The 16,295-nt window shown below is 49.3% G+C and carries 18 protein-coding genes, 1 pseudogene and 1 other annotated feature; of the genes and pseudogenes, 15 read left to right on the top strand and 4 right to left on the bottom strand.

Annotated elements, in window-relative coordinates; all coding sequences use genetic code 11:
- The first annotated feature begins 1 nt into the window (after window position 1).
- Window positions 2–1,849 carry a HAMP domain-containing sensor histidine kinase gene (locus IJ22_RS11375; protein WP_062408891.1) on the top strand — a complete coding sequence of 616 codons (1,848 nt, stop codon included), beginning with the start codon at window positions 2–4 and terminating at the stop codon, window positions 1,847–1,849.
- A gap of 91 nt (window positions 1,850–1,940) precedes the next feature.
- Here the strand turns inward: IJ22_RS11375 and serA are convergent, their stop codons facing one another.
- Window positions 1,941–3,524 (bottom strand): phosphoglycerate dehydrogenase, encoded by a 1,584-nt coding sequence (gene serA / locus IJ22_RS11370; RefSeq protein WP_062408890.1) that lies wholly within the window; start codon window positions 3,522–3,524, stop codon window positions 1,941–1,943.
- Between the two features lie 76 nt (window positions 3,525–3,600).
- Window positions 3,601–3,843 (bottom strand) — a binding site (T-box leader).
- Between the two features lie 186 nt (window positions 3,844–4,029).
- On the opposite strand from serA, the gene IJ22_RS11365 reads away from it, so the two are divergent.
- Complete coding sequence (locus tag IJ22_RS11365) at window positions 4,030–4,359, top strand: rhodanese-like domain-containing protein (protein ID WP_054819906.1); 330 nt, start codon at window positions 4,030–4,032, stop codon at window positions 4,357–4,359.
- Between the two features lie 76 nt (window positions 4,360–4,435).
- Here IJ22_RS11365 and IJ22_RS11360 read toward each other — a convergent pair whose 3' ends face one another.
- Window positions 4,436–5,344 carry a hypothetical protein gene (locus tag IJ22_RS11360; protein WP_062408889.1) on the bottom strand — a complete coding sequence of 303 codons (909 nt, stop codon included), beginning with the start codon at window positions 5,342–5,344 and terminating at the stop codon, window positions 4,436–4,438.
- Between the two features lie 68 nt (window positions 5,345–5,412).
- Between IJ22_RS11360 and IJ22_RS11355 the strand changes: the two genes are divergently transcribed.
- Both IJ22_RS11355 and IJ22_RS11350 read left to right on the top strand, forming a co-directional pair.
- The gene (locus IJ22_RS11355; RefSeq protein ID WP_062410957.1) at window positions 5,413–6,006 is read left to right on the top strand and encodes a type II CAAX endopeptidase family protein; all 594 of its coding nucleotides are present in this window, start codon (window positions 5,413–5,415) and stop codon (window positions 6,004–6,006) included.
- Window positions 6,003–6,221 carry a hypothetical protein gene (locus tag IJ22_RS11350; RefSeq protein WP_062408888.1) on the top strand — a complete coding sequence of 73 codons (219 nt, stop codon included), beginning with the start codon at window positions 6,003–6,005 and terminating at the stop codon, window positions 6,219–6,221. The genes IJ22_RS11355 and IJ22_RS11350 overlap by 4 nt, the downstream gene beginning before the upstream one ends.
- A 42-nt stretch (window positions 6,222–6,263) precedes the next feature.
- Here the strand turns inward: IJ22_RS11350 and IJ22_RS27050 are convergent, their stop codons facing one another.
- Window positions 6,264–6,428, bottom strand: coding sequence for a polysaccharide deacetylase family protein (locus IJ22_RS27050; protein ID WP_335338486.1), 165 nt, complete (start codon window positions 6,426–6,428; stop codon window positions 6,264–6,266).
- Between the two features lie 168 nt (window positions 6,429–6,596).
- Window positions 6,597–6,785, bottom strand: coding sequence for a hypothetical protein (locus IJ22_RS11340; protein WP_062408886.1), 189 nt, complete (start codon window positions 6,783–6,785; stop codon window positions 6,597–6,599).
- Between the two features lie 124 nt (window positions 6,786–6,909).
- Between IJ22_RS11340 and IJ22_RS11335 the strand changes: the two genes are divergently transcribed.
- From IJ22_RS11335 to rpsA, 11 genes and pseudogenes are all read left to right on the top strand, one after another.
- Window positions 6,910–7,278 carry a hypothetical protein gene (locus IJ22_RS11335; RefSeq protein ID WP_062408885.1) on the top strand — a complete coding sequence of 123 codons (369 nt, stop codon included), beginning with the start codon at window positions 6,910–6,912 and terminating at the stop codon, window positions 7,276–7,278.
- A gap of 232 nt (window positions 7,279–7,510) precedes the next feature.
- Window positions 7,511–8,110 (top strand): genetic competence negative regulator, encoded by a 600-nt coding sequence (locus tag IJ22_RS11330; protein WP_062408884.1) that lies wholly within the window; start codon window positions 7,511–7,513, stop codon window positions 8,108–8,110.
- 90 nt (window positions 8,111–8,200) lie between these two features.
- On the top strand, window positions 8,201–9,712 hold the full coding sequence (locus IJ22_RS11325; RefSeq protein ID WP_062408883.1) for a DnaB-like helicase C-terminal domain-containing protein: 1,512 nt from the start codon (window positions 8,201–8,203) through the stop codon (window positions 9,710–9,712).
- 143 nt (window positions 9,713–9,855) lie between these two features.
- Window positions 9,856–10,101, top strand: a pseudogene (locus IJ22_RS11320) (glutamate dehydrogenase); the annotation flags it as partial.
- Window positions 10,102–10,117: 16 nt separating this feature from the next.
- Window positions 10,118–10,810 carry a glutamic-type intramembrane protease PrsW gene (prsW, locus tag IJ22_RS11315; protein WP_062408881.1) on the top strand — a complete coding sequence of 231 codons (693 nt, stop codon included), beginning with the start codon at window positions 10,118–10,120 and terminating at the stop codon, window positions 10,808–10,810.
- Window positions 10,811–11,140: 330 nt separating this feature from the next.
- A complete protein-coding gene (ypeB, locus tag IJ22_RS11310) occupies window positions 11,141–12,496 on the top strand; it encodes a germination protein YpeB (protein ID WP_062408880.1) in 1,356 nt (451 codons plus the stop codon).
- A gap of 144 nt (window positions 12,497–12,640) precedes the next feature.
- Complete coding sequence (locus IJ22_RS11305) at window positions 12,641–13,294, top strand: flagellar brake protein (protein WP_062408879.1); 654 nt, start codon at window positions 12,641–12,643, stop codon at window positions 13,292–13,294.
- A 60-nt stretch (window positions 13,295–13,354) separates the two neighbouring features.
- Window positions 13,355–13,594, top strand: coding sequence for a hypothetical protein (locus tag IJ22_RS11300; protein ID WP_054818267.1), 240 nt, complete (start codon window positions 13,355–13,357; stop codon window positions 13,592–13,594).
- Window positions 13,595–13,702: 108 nt separating this feature from the next.
- Entirely contained in the window at window positions 13,703–14,383 is a 681-nt protein-coding gene (cmk, locus tag IJ22_RS11295; protein ID WP_054818268.1) for a (d)CMP kinase, read from the top strand.
- 2 nt (window positions 14,384–14,385) lie between these two features.
- Complete coding sequence (locus IJ22_RS11290) at window positions 14,386–14,967, top strand: lysophospholipid acyltransferase family protein (RefSeq protein WP_062408878.1); 582 nt, start codon at window positions 14,386–14,388, stop codon at window positions 14,965–14,967.
- 84 nt (window positions 14,968–15,051) lie between these two features.
- Window positions 15,052–16,254 (top strand): 30S ribosomal protein S1, encoded by a 1,203-nt coding sequence (rpsA, locus tag IJ22_RS11285; protein ID WP_062408877.1) that lies wholly within the window; start codon window positions 15,052–15,054, stop codon window positions 16,252–16,254.
- The last annotated feature ends 41 nt before the right edge of the window (window positions 16,255–16,295 follow it).

Here is a 16,295-nt window from a genome sequence, read left to right as displayed (position 1 = left end):
CGTGTTTATCTTCAAAAGCGTCGTAGGCAAACTGTGGATCACGATTATCGGGCTGGTCGTTGTCGTACTGCTTACGCTCAGCCTTTTTTTATTCCGTTTTATAGAAACCTCATTCCCTAAATCGAAGGACCAGGCGGAAACGCTGAGCAAATTGGCGGTGAAGGTGGCCAGTGAGATTTCTTTGCACCAGGAAGAGCGGCGTTACTTGCAGGTCGTTAATGAGCTGTTAAGCGCTCAGGATACCAGCGTCATCATCGTTACTACGGATTTTAGACAGATTCAGGCGCCGGTCGGTCAACCCGATCATCGGGAAATACGCTATGATGATTTTTTTCTGAATTCGGATCTGCAGAAAGTATTTGCGGGTGAGATTAAGGACAACCGCCTTAGAAATAGCGGCATGCCGAATACACAGCTGGAGAATCAATATACGGCCGTTGCCGTGCCGTTCATGAATAAGGAACAATCGCAGGTGGCCGGAGCGCTGATTCTGTATCAGATTACCCAGTCCTCGGAAGAGACGCAGGCTTATGTGAAAAAGCTTTTTGTGGTGGTTGGGGTTGCCGGCTTTTTAATGACCACCTTTTTCGCCTTTTTCCTTCTTACCCGTATTACCCAACCGATACAGCAGCTTAAGAAGGCGGCGGATCTGATCTCTAAGGGAGAATACGGCACTCGTGTGCCGATTACATCTACGGACGAGATCGGAGAGCTGGCTCAAACGTTCAACCACATGGGCGGGCAGCTTTCCGATACGATTAAAGCGCTCAACCATGAGAAGGAGCATTTGTCCAGCGTCCTGCGAAGCATGACCGATGCCGTCATCACTTTTGATGCGGCCGGGCGTGTCATACTGACGAATCCCCAAGGGGAGAAAATTATTCAGGAATGGAATCAGATCCAGTGGTCGGATGAAAAGCCTGCCCTGACCGGCGGGCAAGCGGGCAGTGGTTCGATGAGCACCATTCCCGAGCCGCTCAGGCCGCTCTTTGAATCTGTGATTTCAGAAGCGAAAGAACTGACCTCCAAGGTTCATGTCAGAAGTGATGTATGGTCCGTCGTCATGGCGCCCTTGTACTCCCAAGATATCGTACGCGGTGTCGTTGCCGTGATGCGCAACGTCACGGAGGAGTTTCGTCTGGAGAAGCTGCGAACGGATTTCGTGGCCAACGTGTCCCATGAGCTGCGGACGCCGCTGTCTATGATGCAGGGATACAGTGAGGCGCTCATCGATGATATCGCGGCCACGCCGGAGGAACGGAAAGAATTGGCGCAGGTCATTCATGACGAATCCCTTCGGATGGGCAGACTGGTCAGGGATTTGCTCGATCTGGCCAAGATGGAGACGGGGAATATGGAGCTTCATTTCCGGGAACTGGACGTGTTGGCTTTCCTCAGGCGGATACACCGGAAATTTGCGGGGCTGTCTAAAGAACGGGGCATCGCGATAAGCTGTACGCTGCCGGATAAACCGCTGCTGCTTTGTCAAGCGGACGAGGATCGCCTTGAGCAGGTTATGACGAATCTGCTGGATAATGCGCTTAGGCATACACCTGCAGGGGCTCAAATCGAAATCAGAGCGTCGGAAGAGCGTTACAAAGGTGAACATGCCATTCTGATCGAAGTCTCGGATCAAGGCTATGGCATACCGGCGGAGGATATTCCTTATATTTTCGAACGTTTCTATAAGGCGGATAAAGCCCGTACCAGGGGAACCAACGGAGGAACCGGCCTTGGTCTTGCAATTGTCAAAAATATCATCGAAGCTCATCATGGAACCATTCAGGTGAAAAGTCAAACCGGACAGGGAACGACATTTTCTATCACGCTTCCCTGCAAAGGTGTGTAAAACCAAACAAAAGCCTCCGATTCGTCATCGGAGGCTTTATTTTATTTGTTGAATCGTCCAACTTTTTCTTGTTGTTCGTGAAACAACCGGATTACAGGGTCAGTTCGATAACGTCAGTAAGTTCAGGAAGCTGAGACAACTGCACAATAACGTCCTTAGGCGTCGGTTTGTCGGTTGTCAGCACCATGATCGCCTGGCCGCCAATGACCTTGCGGCCTACCTGCATGGTTGCAATATTCACATCATTGCTGCCCAAAAGGGTACCTACTTTACCGATAATCCCCGGACGGTCATTGTGGGAGATCAGCAGAAGGTTACCGGATGGAGCGATGTCGACCGGGTATTGATCGATCTGCACGATGCGTTCACCATAACCCGCAAGCAAAGTACCGGCGAGCAAGTGCTGCTGCTGCTTGGTCTTGAGCGTAACGGAGACCAGGTTGGTAAACGTCGGCGAAGCCGAGGACTGCTGTACGATCACTTTGACGTCCCTCGTTTTGGCCAAATGCATGGCGTTAACGATATTGACTCCTTCAAGCTGGTTCGACAATATGCCTTTGACGATATGCCGGGTGAGCGGGGACGTATCGACGTCGACCAAATCGCCGGCGTAGTTCACGACGATTTCGCTGACCGGCCCGTCGACGGTTTGGCCGAGGAACAAGCCGAGCTTCTCGCCCAAGTTGAAGTAAGGCTGCAGTGCGTTCAGAACGTTAGCCGGTACCGTAGGCATGTTGACCGCATTTTTGAACGGCTGCTCGCGCAAAATATGCAGCACTTCTTCGGATACGTCGATGGCGACGTTCTCCTGGGCTTCAACGGTGGAAGCGCCAAGATGCGGAGTAACAATAATTTTCGGATGGTTCAGGAATGGATGATCCGGGGCAGGCGGCTCCTGTTCGAATACGTCGAAGGCAGCGCCGGCCACGATACCGGAATCAATCGCCTCGACAAGAGCCTGCTCATCGATGATCCCGCCGCGGGCGCAGTTGATAATGCGAACCCCTTTTTTCATCGTTTCAAACTGAGGACGGCTGATCATATGGCGGGTTTCATTGGTAAGCGGAGTATGCACCGTAATGAAATCCGCTTTGGCGCAAATGTCGTTTACCGTTCCCAGTTTCACCCCGATTTTCTCGGCACGTTCTTCTGTCAGGAACGGATCGTAACCGATCACCTGCATACCGAAAGCTTTCGCGCGTTTGGCTACCTCGCTGCCGATTCGGCCCATGCCGAGAACTCCGAGCACCTTATTGCGCAGTTCGACGCCAACGAACGTTTTGCGGTCCCATTCTCCGCCAACCGTTTTCTTGTATGCCTGCGGGATGGAACGCGCAATAGCCATCATCATAGCGAACGTCAATTCACATGTGGCAATGGTGTTGCCGTCCGGGGCATTGATGACCACGATCCCGCGCTTGGTCGCGGCTTCCAGATCGATGTTATCCACGCCCACACCGGCGCGTCCGACGACCTTCAGCTTGGTACCGGCAGACATGATGCGCTCGGTCACCTTGGTTGCACTGCGCACCAACAGGGCGTCATACTCGCCGATGATGGCTGCGAGTTCGTCCTCGGACAAGCCGTTCTTTTTCTCTACCTCTACATCCGGTGCCTCGTACAGCATTTGAATCCCCATGTCGCTGATTCCGTCCATGACTAATACTTTAAACATTTCATAACCCTCCATTAGTATAAAAATAACATTGGAGCATCAAAAAAAGCCCCCCACCCCGACACGACTAGCGTATACAAGGGACGAGGAGCTGGCTCTCGTGGTACCACCCTAATTCACTGTGCGCTCGCGCGAACAGCCTCTTGTGGTCTGCCGAATTCACAGACCCGGAAGGGTAACGGCTTCCGGCCGGCTGCAGCTACTTCAAGTTCGATGCAGCAACTCAGGAGTGCTCCGCATATTGAAATTCGTCCGGTTCGCACCAACCACCGGCTCTCTGAACGTTTCGTCATATGCTTGGCTCCGTCATGGCTTTATTGCAAGTGAAATTTTTCATTAGATTAACACGACCGTTTCGGCCTTGTCAATAGGTGTCGAACTGAAATTAAAATACGAAATCTTTGTGAATATTTTTTTCCTGGATTTCTATTCCCGTTCGTTTGGACGGAGCGGTCAAACATGCTAAGATAGAGGTTGAAATGAGCAGTGATGCAAGGAGGAACTCATGGAATATCCTTTTGATCGAGTGGGGCCGGAAGACTTCAAGCGAAAGCTGGAGAACGGGGAATTATCAGATTCCCTTATTATTGACGTAAGAGAGCCGTACGAATGGGAGTATTATCGCTGGGATGAGCTGGTTCTTATGCCGATGAATTCCATTCCGGAGAGACTGGGGGAGCTTCCCAAGGATAAACCCATCTATGTCGTGTGCGCCCATGGCGTACGAAGTGCCAATGTCAGCTATTATTTGAAGCAGCAGGGGTTTGATCAAGTGGTCAATGTGGATGGAGGAATGGCTGCGTTGGCTGCGCTGCGCGGGTTTCAGTACGATTAAACCTTTTCCTTGTATAAGCAAAAATAAGTACCCGACAGGGTACTTATTTTTGCGGTACGACCGATAAGGCATAGGGTTAATTGGTGAAGAAAGGAAGCTGGGGCAGCGTCTCATTCGCATATCTGTTTTTGCCCCGGAGGAAATCGCCCGGTCTGACTGCGTTTGTTGCGATCAGAACATCAACGATGCCCTCAATTTCCTGCAAATTCAAATTCTTGGCTTGTCCGGAAGCAAGCATTTCATCGATCCGGGCGGTTAAATCCTGCGGTGTGAACGCTTTGAATAACTTGGAAGTCATCATCATTTGAGCTATGTATTCGTTTTTCATATTCAGGCCAAGACGGCTCCAATCGTTGATGGATACCGGTTTGGTTACGTCAATCGGTTTGAACTGTTCATTCACCGTTTGATTCCATTTGACGATCGATTCGTAGTATTCTTTTTCGGCCCGCAGCGCATAATTTTTCGCTTCCTCAAGGTAAGCGTCTTTATCCAGCTGGGAGACAAGCTCGGTACCGGGTACCGCATTGGCCTTGGATTGGTATCCGCCGAGCGCTTCATTGAACAGTTTTAAGCTTCTCATATAGTTCATATGCGCCTCTTTGAGAAGAGGCGAGGAATCGGGCATCGATTTAGCGCCCAGTCCGTCGTAAGTTTCTTTCGCCAGCTTGGCGAGTTCCTTCAGGATCAGGGAAGCGTCCGCCGGACTGTTGGTTTGCAGCTCTTCCATTTTGTCGAACCATCTTTTATGAAATTCCCTGTATGGCTGATAAATGGTATGATAGAAAGACACCAGATACTGTTGGTGGTAAGCGGCAAAACCCTTTTCCGCTTCGTTTTTCTCGGCGAGCATTTTTTCATATTTTACCGCGGTCCGCTCTTGTCCCATCTTCAAGCCGAAGAAAAATGCTCCAAGTGCCACGACAAGCATAAAGATAAAAGTGACGGCGAATAGGTAATCCGTTCGGGTCAACCGTTTGTCCATGTGGTGAACACCTCTGATTCTGTTGTATGCTGATAGTATAGGTGAAAATGTCGAAAAAGGGAATCATGATGAAAAAATTCATAAAGCATTTTAAATTTCAAAAAGTCAATCTGGATGAAGTAGACGATCGTTTTTTGCTGATCAATCTGTATGTAACCCAATTGGTCGTGCTGATCGCGGCTGTGGTGATCCTGTTGTTTCAAAAACCGCAGTTCAGCGCCATCTTTTCCATCGCCGCGGGTACCCGCATTCTTATATGGAGCATTGGTTTCGCGGCAGCGGTGGTCATAGTCGATTTATTGATTTCAAGCAAGGTCCCTCCTGAAGTGACAGATGACGGCGGCATTAATGAAAAGATTTTCAAAAACAGGCCGTTGTGGCATATCGCTTTGCTTTCTCTGGTCGTGGCGTTCTGCGAGGAACTGTTGTTCCGCGGTGCGATCCAGGCTTCCTGGGGGCCTTATTGGACAAGCATATTGTTTGCCGCCATTCATATCCGTTATTTGCAGCACTGGCTGATGACCGGGCTTGTATTTGGCATCAGCTACGGCCTGGGCTGGATTTATATCCAAACGGGCTCGCTGTGGACTCCGATCGCAGCTCACTTTCTCATCGACTTCACCATGGGCTGCATCCTTCGATTCAGGAGTGAGGAAACATGAGCAGGAAACGACAAACCTTGTTACAACAAGAACGCAAAGAACCGGAGCACGCAGCGGTGGCGGAGTTGGATGATCATTACCTGCCGCCGCGACAAACGGTTCACCCGACCGAGAAAGAAAAGTGGGTATTTATCTTTTATCGGTCGCTGTTGTGGATTTTTGTACTCCTTGTTGCAGGTCTTTTGATTTGGGGCTGGACGCTGTTTAATTCCTGATTTCGATCGTTTCGGGATCTACGAAGGCGCAGCCCTTTTTCTTCAATCGGTCAGGAGCGTGTCCAGCGCTTTTGCTGTCCAAGGCAGTTCGTGCATCAAGATGTTGCTTCCGGGACGAAGCTGTTCCAATACATTTGAGATGATCCGGCCCGGATTATTTTTTTTGACCATCATCTCCCAGTTCTTGGAACCGTTTGACCATGTCATGTAAATCATATGCTCCTCTTTTACCTTGGCACGGACTGCCTCGCTGGCCGAACCGAAGGGAGGCCGGTAAAAGGCCGGGGCTTTGCCTGTCAGCTCCTGCACAGCCTTTTGGGCGCCGTTTTCGGATTCATCATATATAGCTTGAGCTTTTCCTGCGGGGCTGAAGGTTCAGGCGGCTTCTTTTGTTCCAAAGGAGGGGGTTCCCGGATCGGCCGCGGGCGGTGCCGCATGAGGGGAAGCGGGCGTGGCCGCCGGACTTGCAGGGACCGGTGCGGCTGCCGGCGTGTTGGCGTTCGGATTGGCGCAAGAGGTCAGGATCAGCGCCGCCGCGGACAAGAGAAGCCAGTTATTCTTCATAAGGAAGCTCCTGTTCTAACGTCATGTTTGTTGGCTTACAGCTTTCCTTATTTTATCATGCATGTCTCCATGTTACATAGAGGAGAATAAATGAGGAAGACGAATCTAAGCGGAGGGATGGACTATGAGAGTAGGAGCATTTTTGCTCGGAGGACTTGTAGGAGCGGCGGCTGTCGTCTATTTGTCCAATAGAAACAAATCGTTGTTCGGTGCCGCGTTCAGCAGCAGCGATTCGGTAAACCCGTCGATGGGCATGGCGTCATCGTCGGGCACAATAGGTCAAACCAAGTCGGGCGCGTCGGAATCTCAATCCTTTCAATCAGGATCCAAAGAGAAGGCGAATAAGCCGAAAAAGGGCTTGAATGAAGATTTATTTAAAGAAGACGGGTTGAACAAGGTTAGCGATATTGTAAATCAAGATCCCGGACTAAAGGCCGCTGTAGAAAAAATTTTGGACAGCAATGCGGGAAAAGAACAATATGGCGCACATTAATTTTCAGAATTAGATATCGGGCACAGCGTTGTCTTTCAAAGACGGCGGTTGTGTCTTTTTCTTTATTGTGTTATTTTTAGGGGTATAACCGTTCTTTTCTTTCAGGTTTGTGATATAATAGTCATATCATGAAAATACAAGCTCTTCATTTCATGAATCGCAGGGCCATGGCTCACCTTTGTAACCCAAACTTCATAAGATATTATTACAGTCGGCAAGGGAGGAATCCAGTATGAAAATGGAGCGTTTAAGTCAGGACAAGATACGGATTTTCCTCACATTCGATGACTTAACGGAGCGCGGCATTCATAAGGATGACATGTGGAGAGAAATACCTAAGGTGCACGAGCTGTTTAGTGAAATGATGGATCAGGCTTATATGGAGCTTGGCTTTGATGCAACAGGTCCGCTTGCCGTCGAGGTGCTGGCCATGCCGGCACAAGGAATGATGGTGATCGTAACACGGGGCAAGATGAATTTTAGCCACGGTGAAGATGCGATTGACGAAGACTTGGAAGAGGTATACGAGCTTGAAGTGACTATGGATGAAACGGACCAGGTCACCTATGCTTTTCATGATTTCGAAGACCTGCTTCGCATGGCCAAAGTCATTAACCCGTTATTGACGAATGGCGGAACTCTGTATTCATACAAAAACAAGTGGATCTTGCTCCTTGACGCAGCCGATATGGAAGATAAACAGCTGCAATTGATTGTAGCCGTTTTATCGGAGTATGGGGAGGCGACTTCGGTTACGCAAGCCATGCTTGAGGAATATGGCAAAACGGTCATTGAATCCGATGCCGTGAAGGTGCTTTGCGCTAAATTCTAACTAATCCTGTCTACACAGACTAAGACATGAAGCATTCACAAAAACGTTCGTTTTTGTTGGAATGCTTTTTTTGCGGGGGGAAGTAAGGCGATGTCGGGAACCAATAGAAGCGCGGCCGTAGCTACCTTTGATTTAGAGGAGCTGGTCGTTCATTATCAGAAACAGCTGCGCGAGGAGGCATTCTTGTATCTGCAGCGGCGGGGCATCGCTCAGGAAACGGTTGAACGTTACCGGATCGGCTTCGAGCCTGGTAAAATCGGTTTTTATGTGAATTCAAACAAACTGGGGGATTATTTTGAAAACCGGGTGATCATTCCGATAGCGGATGCGGAAGGCGCTGCCGTTGATTTAATCGGTCGTTCGATCGATCATCGCGAACCGAAATACAAATCGCTGCTCGGTGTCGATGATATAATGTTTAATGAACAGATCCTGGAAGAAACGGAGGATGTCATTCTCGCAAGCGGTGTCTTCGATGTTCTTAGCTTGGCTCAGGCCCGGCTCCCGGCGGTATGCGTACCTGTCTGGATGACCTTCAAGGATAGTCATGCGGAGAAACTTAGGGAGAAGAGAGTGTTTATTTGTCTCGGTAATGATGAGCTTGGCAGGAGTGAAAGTGTAAGAATACTGACCATGCTGCAACCGATAGCCAAGCAGGCGCTCATCGTTCAAATGCCGGAATCCATAAGAGATGTCAACGATTTCTTCGTGCGCGTACAACATCCGTTGGATACCTTCATGAAATTGTTAAATGAAACGATGGAAGAAACGATGATGCTACCCATCGCCCCCGATGTAAAAAATATTACGATATATACGGAAGAATATATGAAAAGACACCGCGGCCAGTCGTCCGGCATTCCTACGGGAATTGCGGAACTCGATGAAACGTTGTTCGGCGGGCTGCGCAGCGGGCTTTATTTGATTGCTGGAGGCGCCTCATCCGGCAAAACGATGCTGATGAAACAAATAGCCGATCATATCGCTTCCGAGCAAACGCCAGTCGTCTATGTTTCGTGGGATATGACGGCTTTTGAGCTATGGGCTCGAAGCATTGCCCGCATCATCGGCACGGAGCCGCAAAAAGTGCTGAGCGGTAAAATTCCCCCTGAAGAAGTAAGTGATGCGAACAAGCAGTATACCCAAATCAGCAAAATGTTGTGGACGATCGAATGCTCCATTGACACGCCCATGGACCGGGTGATGGCTTCCATCGAGCGAATCGGGGCGATGGCAGGAAAAACGCCGGTCGTTTTCATTGATCATCTTAACCGGATTCCTGTGACCGGCTTGCAGCAGACTCCCAAATCGGCAAGCGAGCATCAGACGATGCTGGCTTATGTCCTCAAGCAGTGGTCCAGAGAGCGGGGCGGTCCCGTTCTGGCAGCGATTCCTTCGGATATCGGGGAAGAAGCTCTTCCGCAAGGCGTGGAGGCCTCTGCGGATGTTATTATGCTGTTAAAGCCGCAGCCCGTCGGGGAGCCGAACCAAGGGCGTGGCGTAGCTCTCCATCTGCTGAAACACCGAAACGGTTCTTTAAAGACAATCCAATTGCGTTTTCATGACCAAAAGGCAGTGTTTGTAGTAGCGGCGAACCCATAAATGCCGAGGAAGGCTTGATCTCCTTCCAAGGTTTGAACAGAGGGTGGGTTGCTTGTGACCGACAACTTAAACGTTCTTCACGCGACACAGCACAGCATTGAACAGACCCTTACAAAGCTGGGGTATTCAAGGGCGATGACCTGCTGGAACCTGATGGGCTGGCTAGTGCAGGAGGCGTGGTGGTGTCCTACTTCGAATGGGTGCAAAATAATCAGGGATATTACTGGACGGTGCAGCAAGTGCATGCCAGGCTGCAAGAAATGATGGAAAAAGGGTTTGAAAATGTCTATAATATTCATGTGACGAGAAATGTCGATATGCGTTTGGCTGCTTATATGGCCGGCGTCCGCAAAATGGCGGAGGCTGCGCGTTTCCGCGGCTGGGCGTAAAGATGGGAGGGCCGCTTTGAGCGTCTTATCTATCCTTACGATGGCTATTGCGCCTGGTGTCGCTCTGCTGTCGTATTTTTATTTAAAAGACCGTTACGATCCCGAGCCGATCTCTCAGGTGTTGAAGCTTTTTTTGTTCGGGATGATCCTTGTGTTTCCTGTCATGGTGCTTCAACATGCGCTGCTGCAGGGGCTCGGTGAAGATCCGTTTGTCTTTTCATTTGTCGCCTCTTCATTTCCAGAAGAGTTTTTTAAATGGTTCATCATTTATTTTGTTATATTCAAGCATACCTCCTTTGACGAACCCTACGACGGCATTGTATATGCCGTGGCCGTTTCTCTCGGGTTCGCCACGCTGGAGAATGTCATTTACGCTTTTTTGAGCAATCTTCATTTTGCGGATTTGATGATGCGGGCATTCCTGCCCGTTTCGGGTCACGCCATGTTCGGTGTCATGATGGGTTTTCATTTCGGCAAAGCGAGATTTACTCCGGAACGGACCAATCGGCATTTGTTCTATGCTTTCGCGCTGCCGTTTTTCTGGCACGGCATTTTTGACTATATTTTGCTTGCCACCAAATCGTATTGGGTTTGGTTTATGGCGCCGCTGATGTGCTTCTTGTGGCTGCGGAGCCTGTGGAAAGTGAACCGGGCCAACGCCAAGTCGCCTCTCGGGAGGATAACACGGGAAGAACGGATTAAAATATAGCCGGTTTGCCCATAATGGGAGTACAATAACGATTGCGCATACCGGAGGGAAGCCATGACCGCAGCAAGCCCGCGCGTGAAAGTAACGATCCGCTGTAAAAGATGCGGAGAGAAATTTATTTTGAGGGGCCGGAAGGAAAAAGGAAAGATTGATACCGGCTTTAAGCAGTGCATCTGCAATAATGAAATGGATTTTGACATCGAAACACATGATTTCTGAAGTGTCAGGGTCGGCGGAAGCCGACTTTTTTATTTTGTTGATTGCATAAAGGATCTACCTTCAAGCGCAAACTAAGCCCAAGTTTTTCTGATGAAGGGAGATCTGTCGAAAATGTACAAAAGATTGAGCATCGTCATGTTTCCGTTTCTTTTGCTGGCGCTCATCGGGACCGGGGTGTGGGGGTACCTCGAGCATCAGGAAAAAAACACGATCTTGATGAAGGCGGAAAATCAATATCAACGTGCTTTCCATGACTTATCGTTTCATCTGGACAAGCTGCACACCGAGCTCGGCAATACGCTCGCAGTGAATTCCACCTCACAGGATGCATACAAAAAAGGGTTGATCAACGTTTGGCGCATTACCAGCCAGGCGCAGAATGAGATCAGCCAGCTGCCGTTGACCATGCTTCCGTTCAGCAAGACTGAAGACTTTTTGTCCAAAATCTCCAATTTCGCTTATCGCGCTGCCGTCCGCGACCTGAGCAAGCATCCGCTGGATGAGCAGGAGATCAAGACGATGAACGCACTTTACCAGCATTCCACCGAAATTGCGAAAGATTTGCGCGACGTCCAGACGAAAGTCCTTCAGAACAATTTACGTTGGATGGATGTAGAGCTCGCTCTGGCTTCCAACAAAGAAAACCAAGACAACGCCATTATTGACGGCTTCTCCACCATGGACAAAAAGGTAGGTGAATATCCGGAGATCAGTTGGAGTCCCGCCGTGATGAGCATGTATCAAAGACGGGATATCAGCATGCTCTCGGGACCGGAGGTAACGGCGGAGGACGTAAAGCAAAAGGCGGCAAAATTCCTGGGGATTGATGCATCCGCGCTGAAGGTGGTCGAGAACGGGGCGGGTACCGAGAACCATTCGTTTAGCGTAAGCGCGCCGAGAGACGGTTCGCCGGACGGAATTCAGATGGATTTCTCCAGCAAAGGCGGACAGCTGCTATGGTTTTCGGCCCCGCGCGATGTTCCTGAAAAGAAGCTGGATTTGCGCCAAGCCAGAGATATTGCGGCACAATTTCTGGACGAACATGACTATAAGGATATGACAGCCGTAAGTTATGACGAATACTACAATACAGCCAACTTGACCTTCGCCGCCCGGACGAATGATGTGATCAATTATTTGGAGAAGGTAGCCGTTAGAGTGGCGCTGGATAATGGGGAAGTGACCGGACTTGAGGCAAGCGATTATGTGTTCGATAAGAAAGACCGCCAGCTTCCGGCACCCAAGCTGACGAACGAAGAAGCGCTCAAAACATTAAGTCCGAACTTCAAGGTTACGAGTGTGGATAAAGCGCTGATTCGCAACGATATTGATGAAGAGGTCTTGTGCTATCAGTATGTCGGACGCGTGAATGGAGGCGTGTACCGTGTTTACATTAATGCGGACTCCGGTGCCGAAGAAAAAATCGACCATTTGGGAGCGGATGAAGCCGCCGCTGTAAGTCAATAATTCGTGTGAAAAAAGCCCGTACTTCAACAGTAAGGGCTTTTTTTCGTTGTCCCCTTTCCATATGCACCTGGAATGCTATAATAATCAAGTAGGCTGCACAGCACAAAAAGACTTGGCGGTAAGCACACAGGGAGGGGTCGGGCTTTGCTACCAAAAATAAACCAAATTTTGTACATACAAATCAACTCCATCGATGAGGAAGAAGCGAAACAAGAGTATAAATCCAGGATAGCCGATATCACGGAATCCCATATCAGCATGGAGATTCCGATGTCGGATAAAACAGGACGTTTCAAGCGATTATACCAAGGGGACGAGCTTTCCGTTTATTTCATTACCGAAGACGGAGTGAAAAATTATTTTAACACTTCCGTTACCGGTTTTTCAGATGATGTCATCAGATTGGTGCACATCAAAAAACCGCAGCCCGAATCCATAACAAAGGCACAGAGAAGAAATTTTTTGCGTGTGCCTGCCGAACTTGAGATTGCCGTGAAATTATCTGAGCAGCTGCAGTTCGTTACGTTGACGGAGGATGTCAGCGGCGGCGGCATTTCCTTTTATTGCGACGGTTACATTCCCGCTCATACCGGGCAAACAGCAAGCTGCTGGCTGCTGATTCACTATAAGAACGGGCAAATCGAGCATGTGCCGTTCAAAAGCGAAATCGTGCGCGTAAAGCCCGTGGAAACGGGAAAGCAGCAGGTCATCCTGCGTTACGCCGAAATCAGCGACCGCGACCGGCAAAAGATTATCCGCTTCTGCTTCGAAAGGCAGCTCGAAATCCGTAAAAATTAAAGGGCATATTTTTCCTGTCATAGGGTATACTACCATCCAAAATAACAGGGTGGCATGCTCATGAAGCCTAAGAATCATAACGAAACGACGGGCAGATACGAAGACTTGTTTTTGCTGTTTGCTCAAAGGGTGGAAAAAGCGCTGATCGTCATGCTCGTTATACTTATGATGGCATTGGCCGTATCGCAGCTGCTGCTGCAGCATCCGCAGATTCGGCATCTCTTAGTAAAAGTGGAACAGCTCGAAGGCAATCCCTATCCGTCAGCCTCCTCTCCGGCTATAAACCGGATTAGGCACTAGAGTTTTGCTTCATAGGGAAAACTATGGTATAATTTTGATTGCTTAAGGCTTCGGCCTGTTTTTTTTTCAAAATGCTCGTCCGCTTCATTGTATTAAGGAGGCCTCATCTTGGAGAAGTTTAACATCGCCATCGACGGTCCGGCAGGGGCAGGCAAAAGCACCATAGCTCGTCTCGTAGCAAATGCGCTTGGTTTTGTATATGTTGATACAGGCGCGATGTACAGGGCCGTTACTTGGAGTATTTTGCAGCAGGGCCTTCCACTGGAGCAAACGGCGGATTTGATTGCGTTGACGGAAAGATTGGATATCCGTTTGGAACCCGGCGAGCACGGACAATTGGTTTTTGTGGACGGCAAAGACGTTACGGGCATGATTCGTTCGGCAGAGGTGACAGGGAATGTGTCCAGGATTGCATCCATCGCCGAAATCCGCAGTATTCTAACCGCTAAGCAAAAGGAACTGGCCAGCAAGAAAGGTGTTGTTATGGACGGCAGAGACATCGGCAGTCATGTATTGCCGGATGCCGAATTGAAAATCTTTCTGACCGCAAGCGTCAGAGTCCGTGCCGAACGACGACTCAAGGAAATCAGCGGCGACAGACCGGATATTACGCTTGAGCAATTGGAACGCGAAATTGCGGAGAGGGACCGGATGGATGAACAGCGCGAGGCCTCGCCGCTTGTGAAAGCGCCGGATGCCGTATGGATGGATACCACCGAAATGACGATACCCGAAGTGGTGGATCGCATATTGGAGCTCTGCAAGACCCGTGTAAGTGGGGTGAACTAAGATTGCTGTACACTTTTTTTCGCGGTATTTTCCGTCTTTTGTTCCGTATTTTATTCCGATTGCAGGCCGAAGGGAGAGAAAACATTCCCAAGGAAGGCGCCGTGGTGCTCTGCGCCAATCACAGAAGCAACTGGGATCCGCCGGTTTTGGGCACGCCGCTTGACCGCAAGGTTCATTACATGGCCAAAGCCGAGCTGTTTCAAGTCCCGGTCCTGGGTTATATTCTTCCGAGAATCGGAGCTTTTCCGGTCAAGCGCGGCGGCGTCAGCAAAGAATCGATTCGACTTTCACTGCAGCTTCTGAAAGACGGCCATATGCTGGGCATATTCCCGGAAGGCACGCGAAGCAACGCCGGAGGCATAGGGAAGAAAGGTGCGGCCAGCTTGGCGATGAAATCGGGAGCGACCGTTATTCCTGCAGCCATCATCGGCAGCTACAAGCCTTTTAGACGGATGAAGGTAGTCTACGGCCCGCCGGTTGACATCAGTGAATTTGCCGACGGAGGTCCGGAAGGATTGGAGCAGGCTACTGACAAAATTATGACCGTCATTCGCGCTATGGTGAAGCAGCACGAATCGAAATGAGAAATTGTGGCATACTTAAAAAACGATGATGAAATTTTTTCTAAAATACATTACTGTGGTTAGGTTGTTAAGGAGGTAATTGATATGACAGAAGAAACAAATGTACAGCAAGAGGCATCTCAAGAAGAATCCATGGCGAATGTCGTCGTTCTTAAGAAAGGCGATATCGTTAAAGGTAAAGTGATTAAAGTCGATTCCGACCAAGCCATCGTCGATGTAGGTTACAAATATGACGGCGTCATTCCTGTGCGTGAATTATCTTCCCTTCAATTGGAAAATGCCGCTGAAGGTGTTGAAGTAGGTCAGGAAGTGGAATTAAAGGTATTGACCATTGACGACAACAAGGAAAAGCTGGTGCTTTCCAAGCGCGCTATCGATAATGAAAGAGCGTGGGATAAGCTGGCGGCCGATATGGAAAATAAAACGATCCTGGAGGCAAAAGTTGCTGAAGTGGTGAAAGGCGGCTTGGTCGTTGACGTAGGTCTTCGCGGTTTTGTGCCGGCTTCCATGGTGGAGCGCAATTTTGTTGAGGATTTCAGCGATTACAAGGGCCGCACGCTGCGTTTGCGCGTGAAAGAAATGGATCGCGAAAAAAACAAAGTGATTCTTTCTCAAAAAGATGTGTTGGATGAAGAATTCGAAGCCCGGAAGAAGGAAGTTCTTTCCAAAATTTCCGTCGGTCAAGAGTTGACCGGTACGGTTCAGCGTCTGACGCAATTCGGTGCATTTATCGATATCGGCGGAGTAGACGGTCTGGTTCATATTTCTGAAATGGCTTGGCACCATGTTGAAACCCCTTCTGAAGTTGTAAAGGAAGGCGATCAGGTTAAAGTTCAGGTGCTGAAGGTTGATCCCGAGAATGAGCGTATTTCCCTGAGCATCAAAGCTACTCAGCCGGGACCTTGGCAGCAGGTGCAGGACAAAATTAAAATTGGCGATATCGTAACGGGGACCGTCAAGCGTCTTGTTCAATTCGGCGCATTCATCGAAGTGGCTCCAGGTGTTGAAGGACTGGTTCATATTTCCCAAATTGCTCATCGTCACATCGCTACTCCGTTTGAAGTGCTGAAGGAGGGTCAAGAGGTTCAGGCGAAAGTGCTTGATATGAATCCTGATGAAAAACGCATTTCCTTGAGCATTAAAGAAACGGAAGAAGCGCCAGCTCGTGAACCGAAAGCGGATAGAGAAAGAGGATCCAAAAGAGAATCGGTTTCCCATGAAGAGCTTCAAAGCTTGAACTTAACGCTGGGTGAGCGTTTTGGTGATAAATTAAGCAAATTCAAATAAGCCATTTATCTCAAGAAATGAGGAATACGGGTGCGCATATC

Origin of the sequence: Paenibacillus naphthalenovorans, assembly GCF_001465255.1 — a bacterium.
GTDB lineage: Bacteria > Bacillota > Bacilli > Paenibacillales > NBRC-103111 > Paenibacillus_G > Paenibacillus_G naphthalenovorans.
Note: the sequence above shows the minus strand (reverse complement) of the source record. Positions and strands in the feature narration are given on the sequence as shown.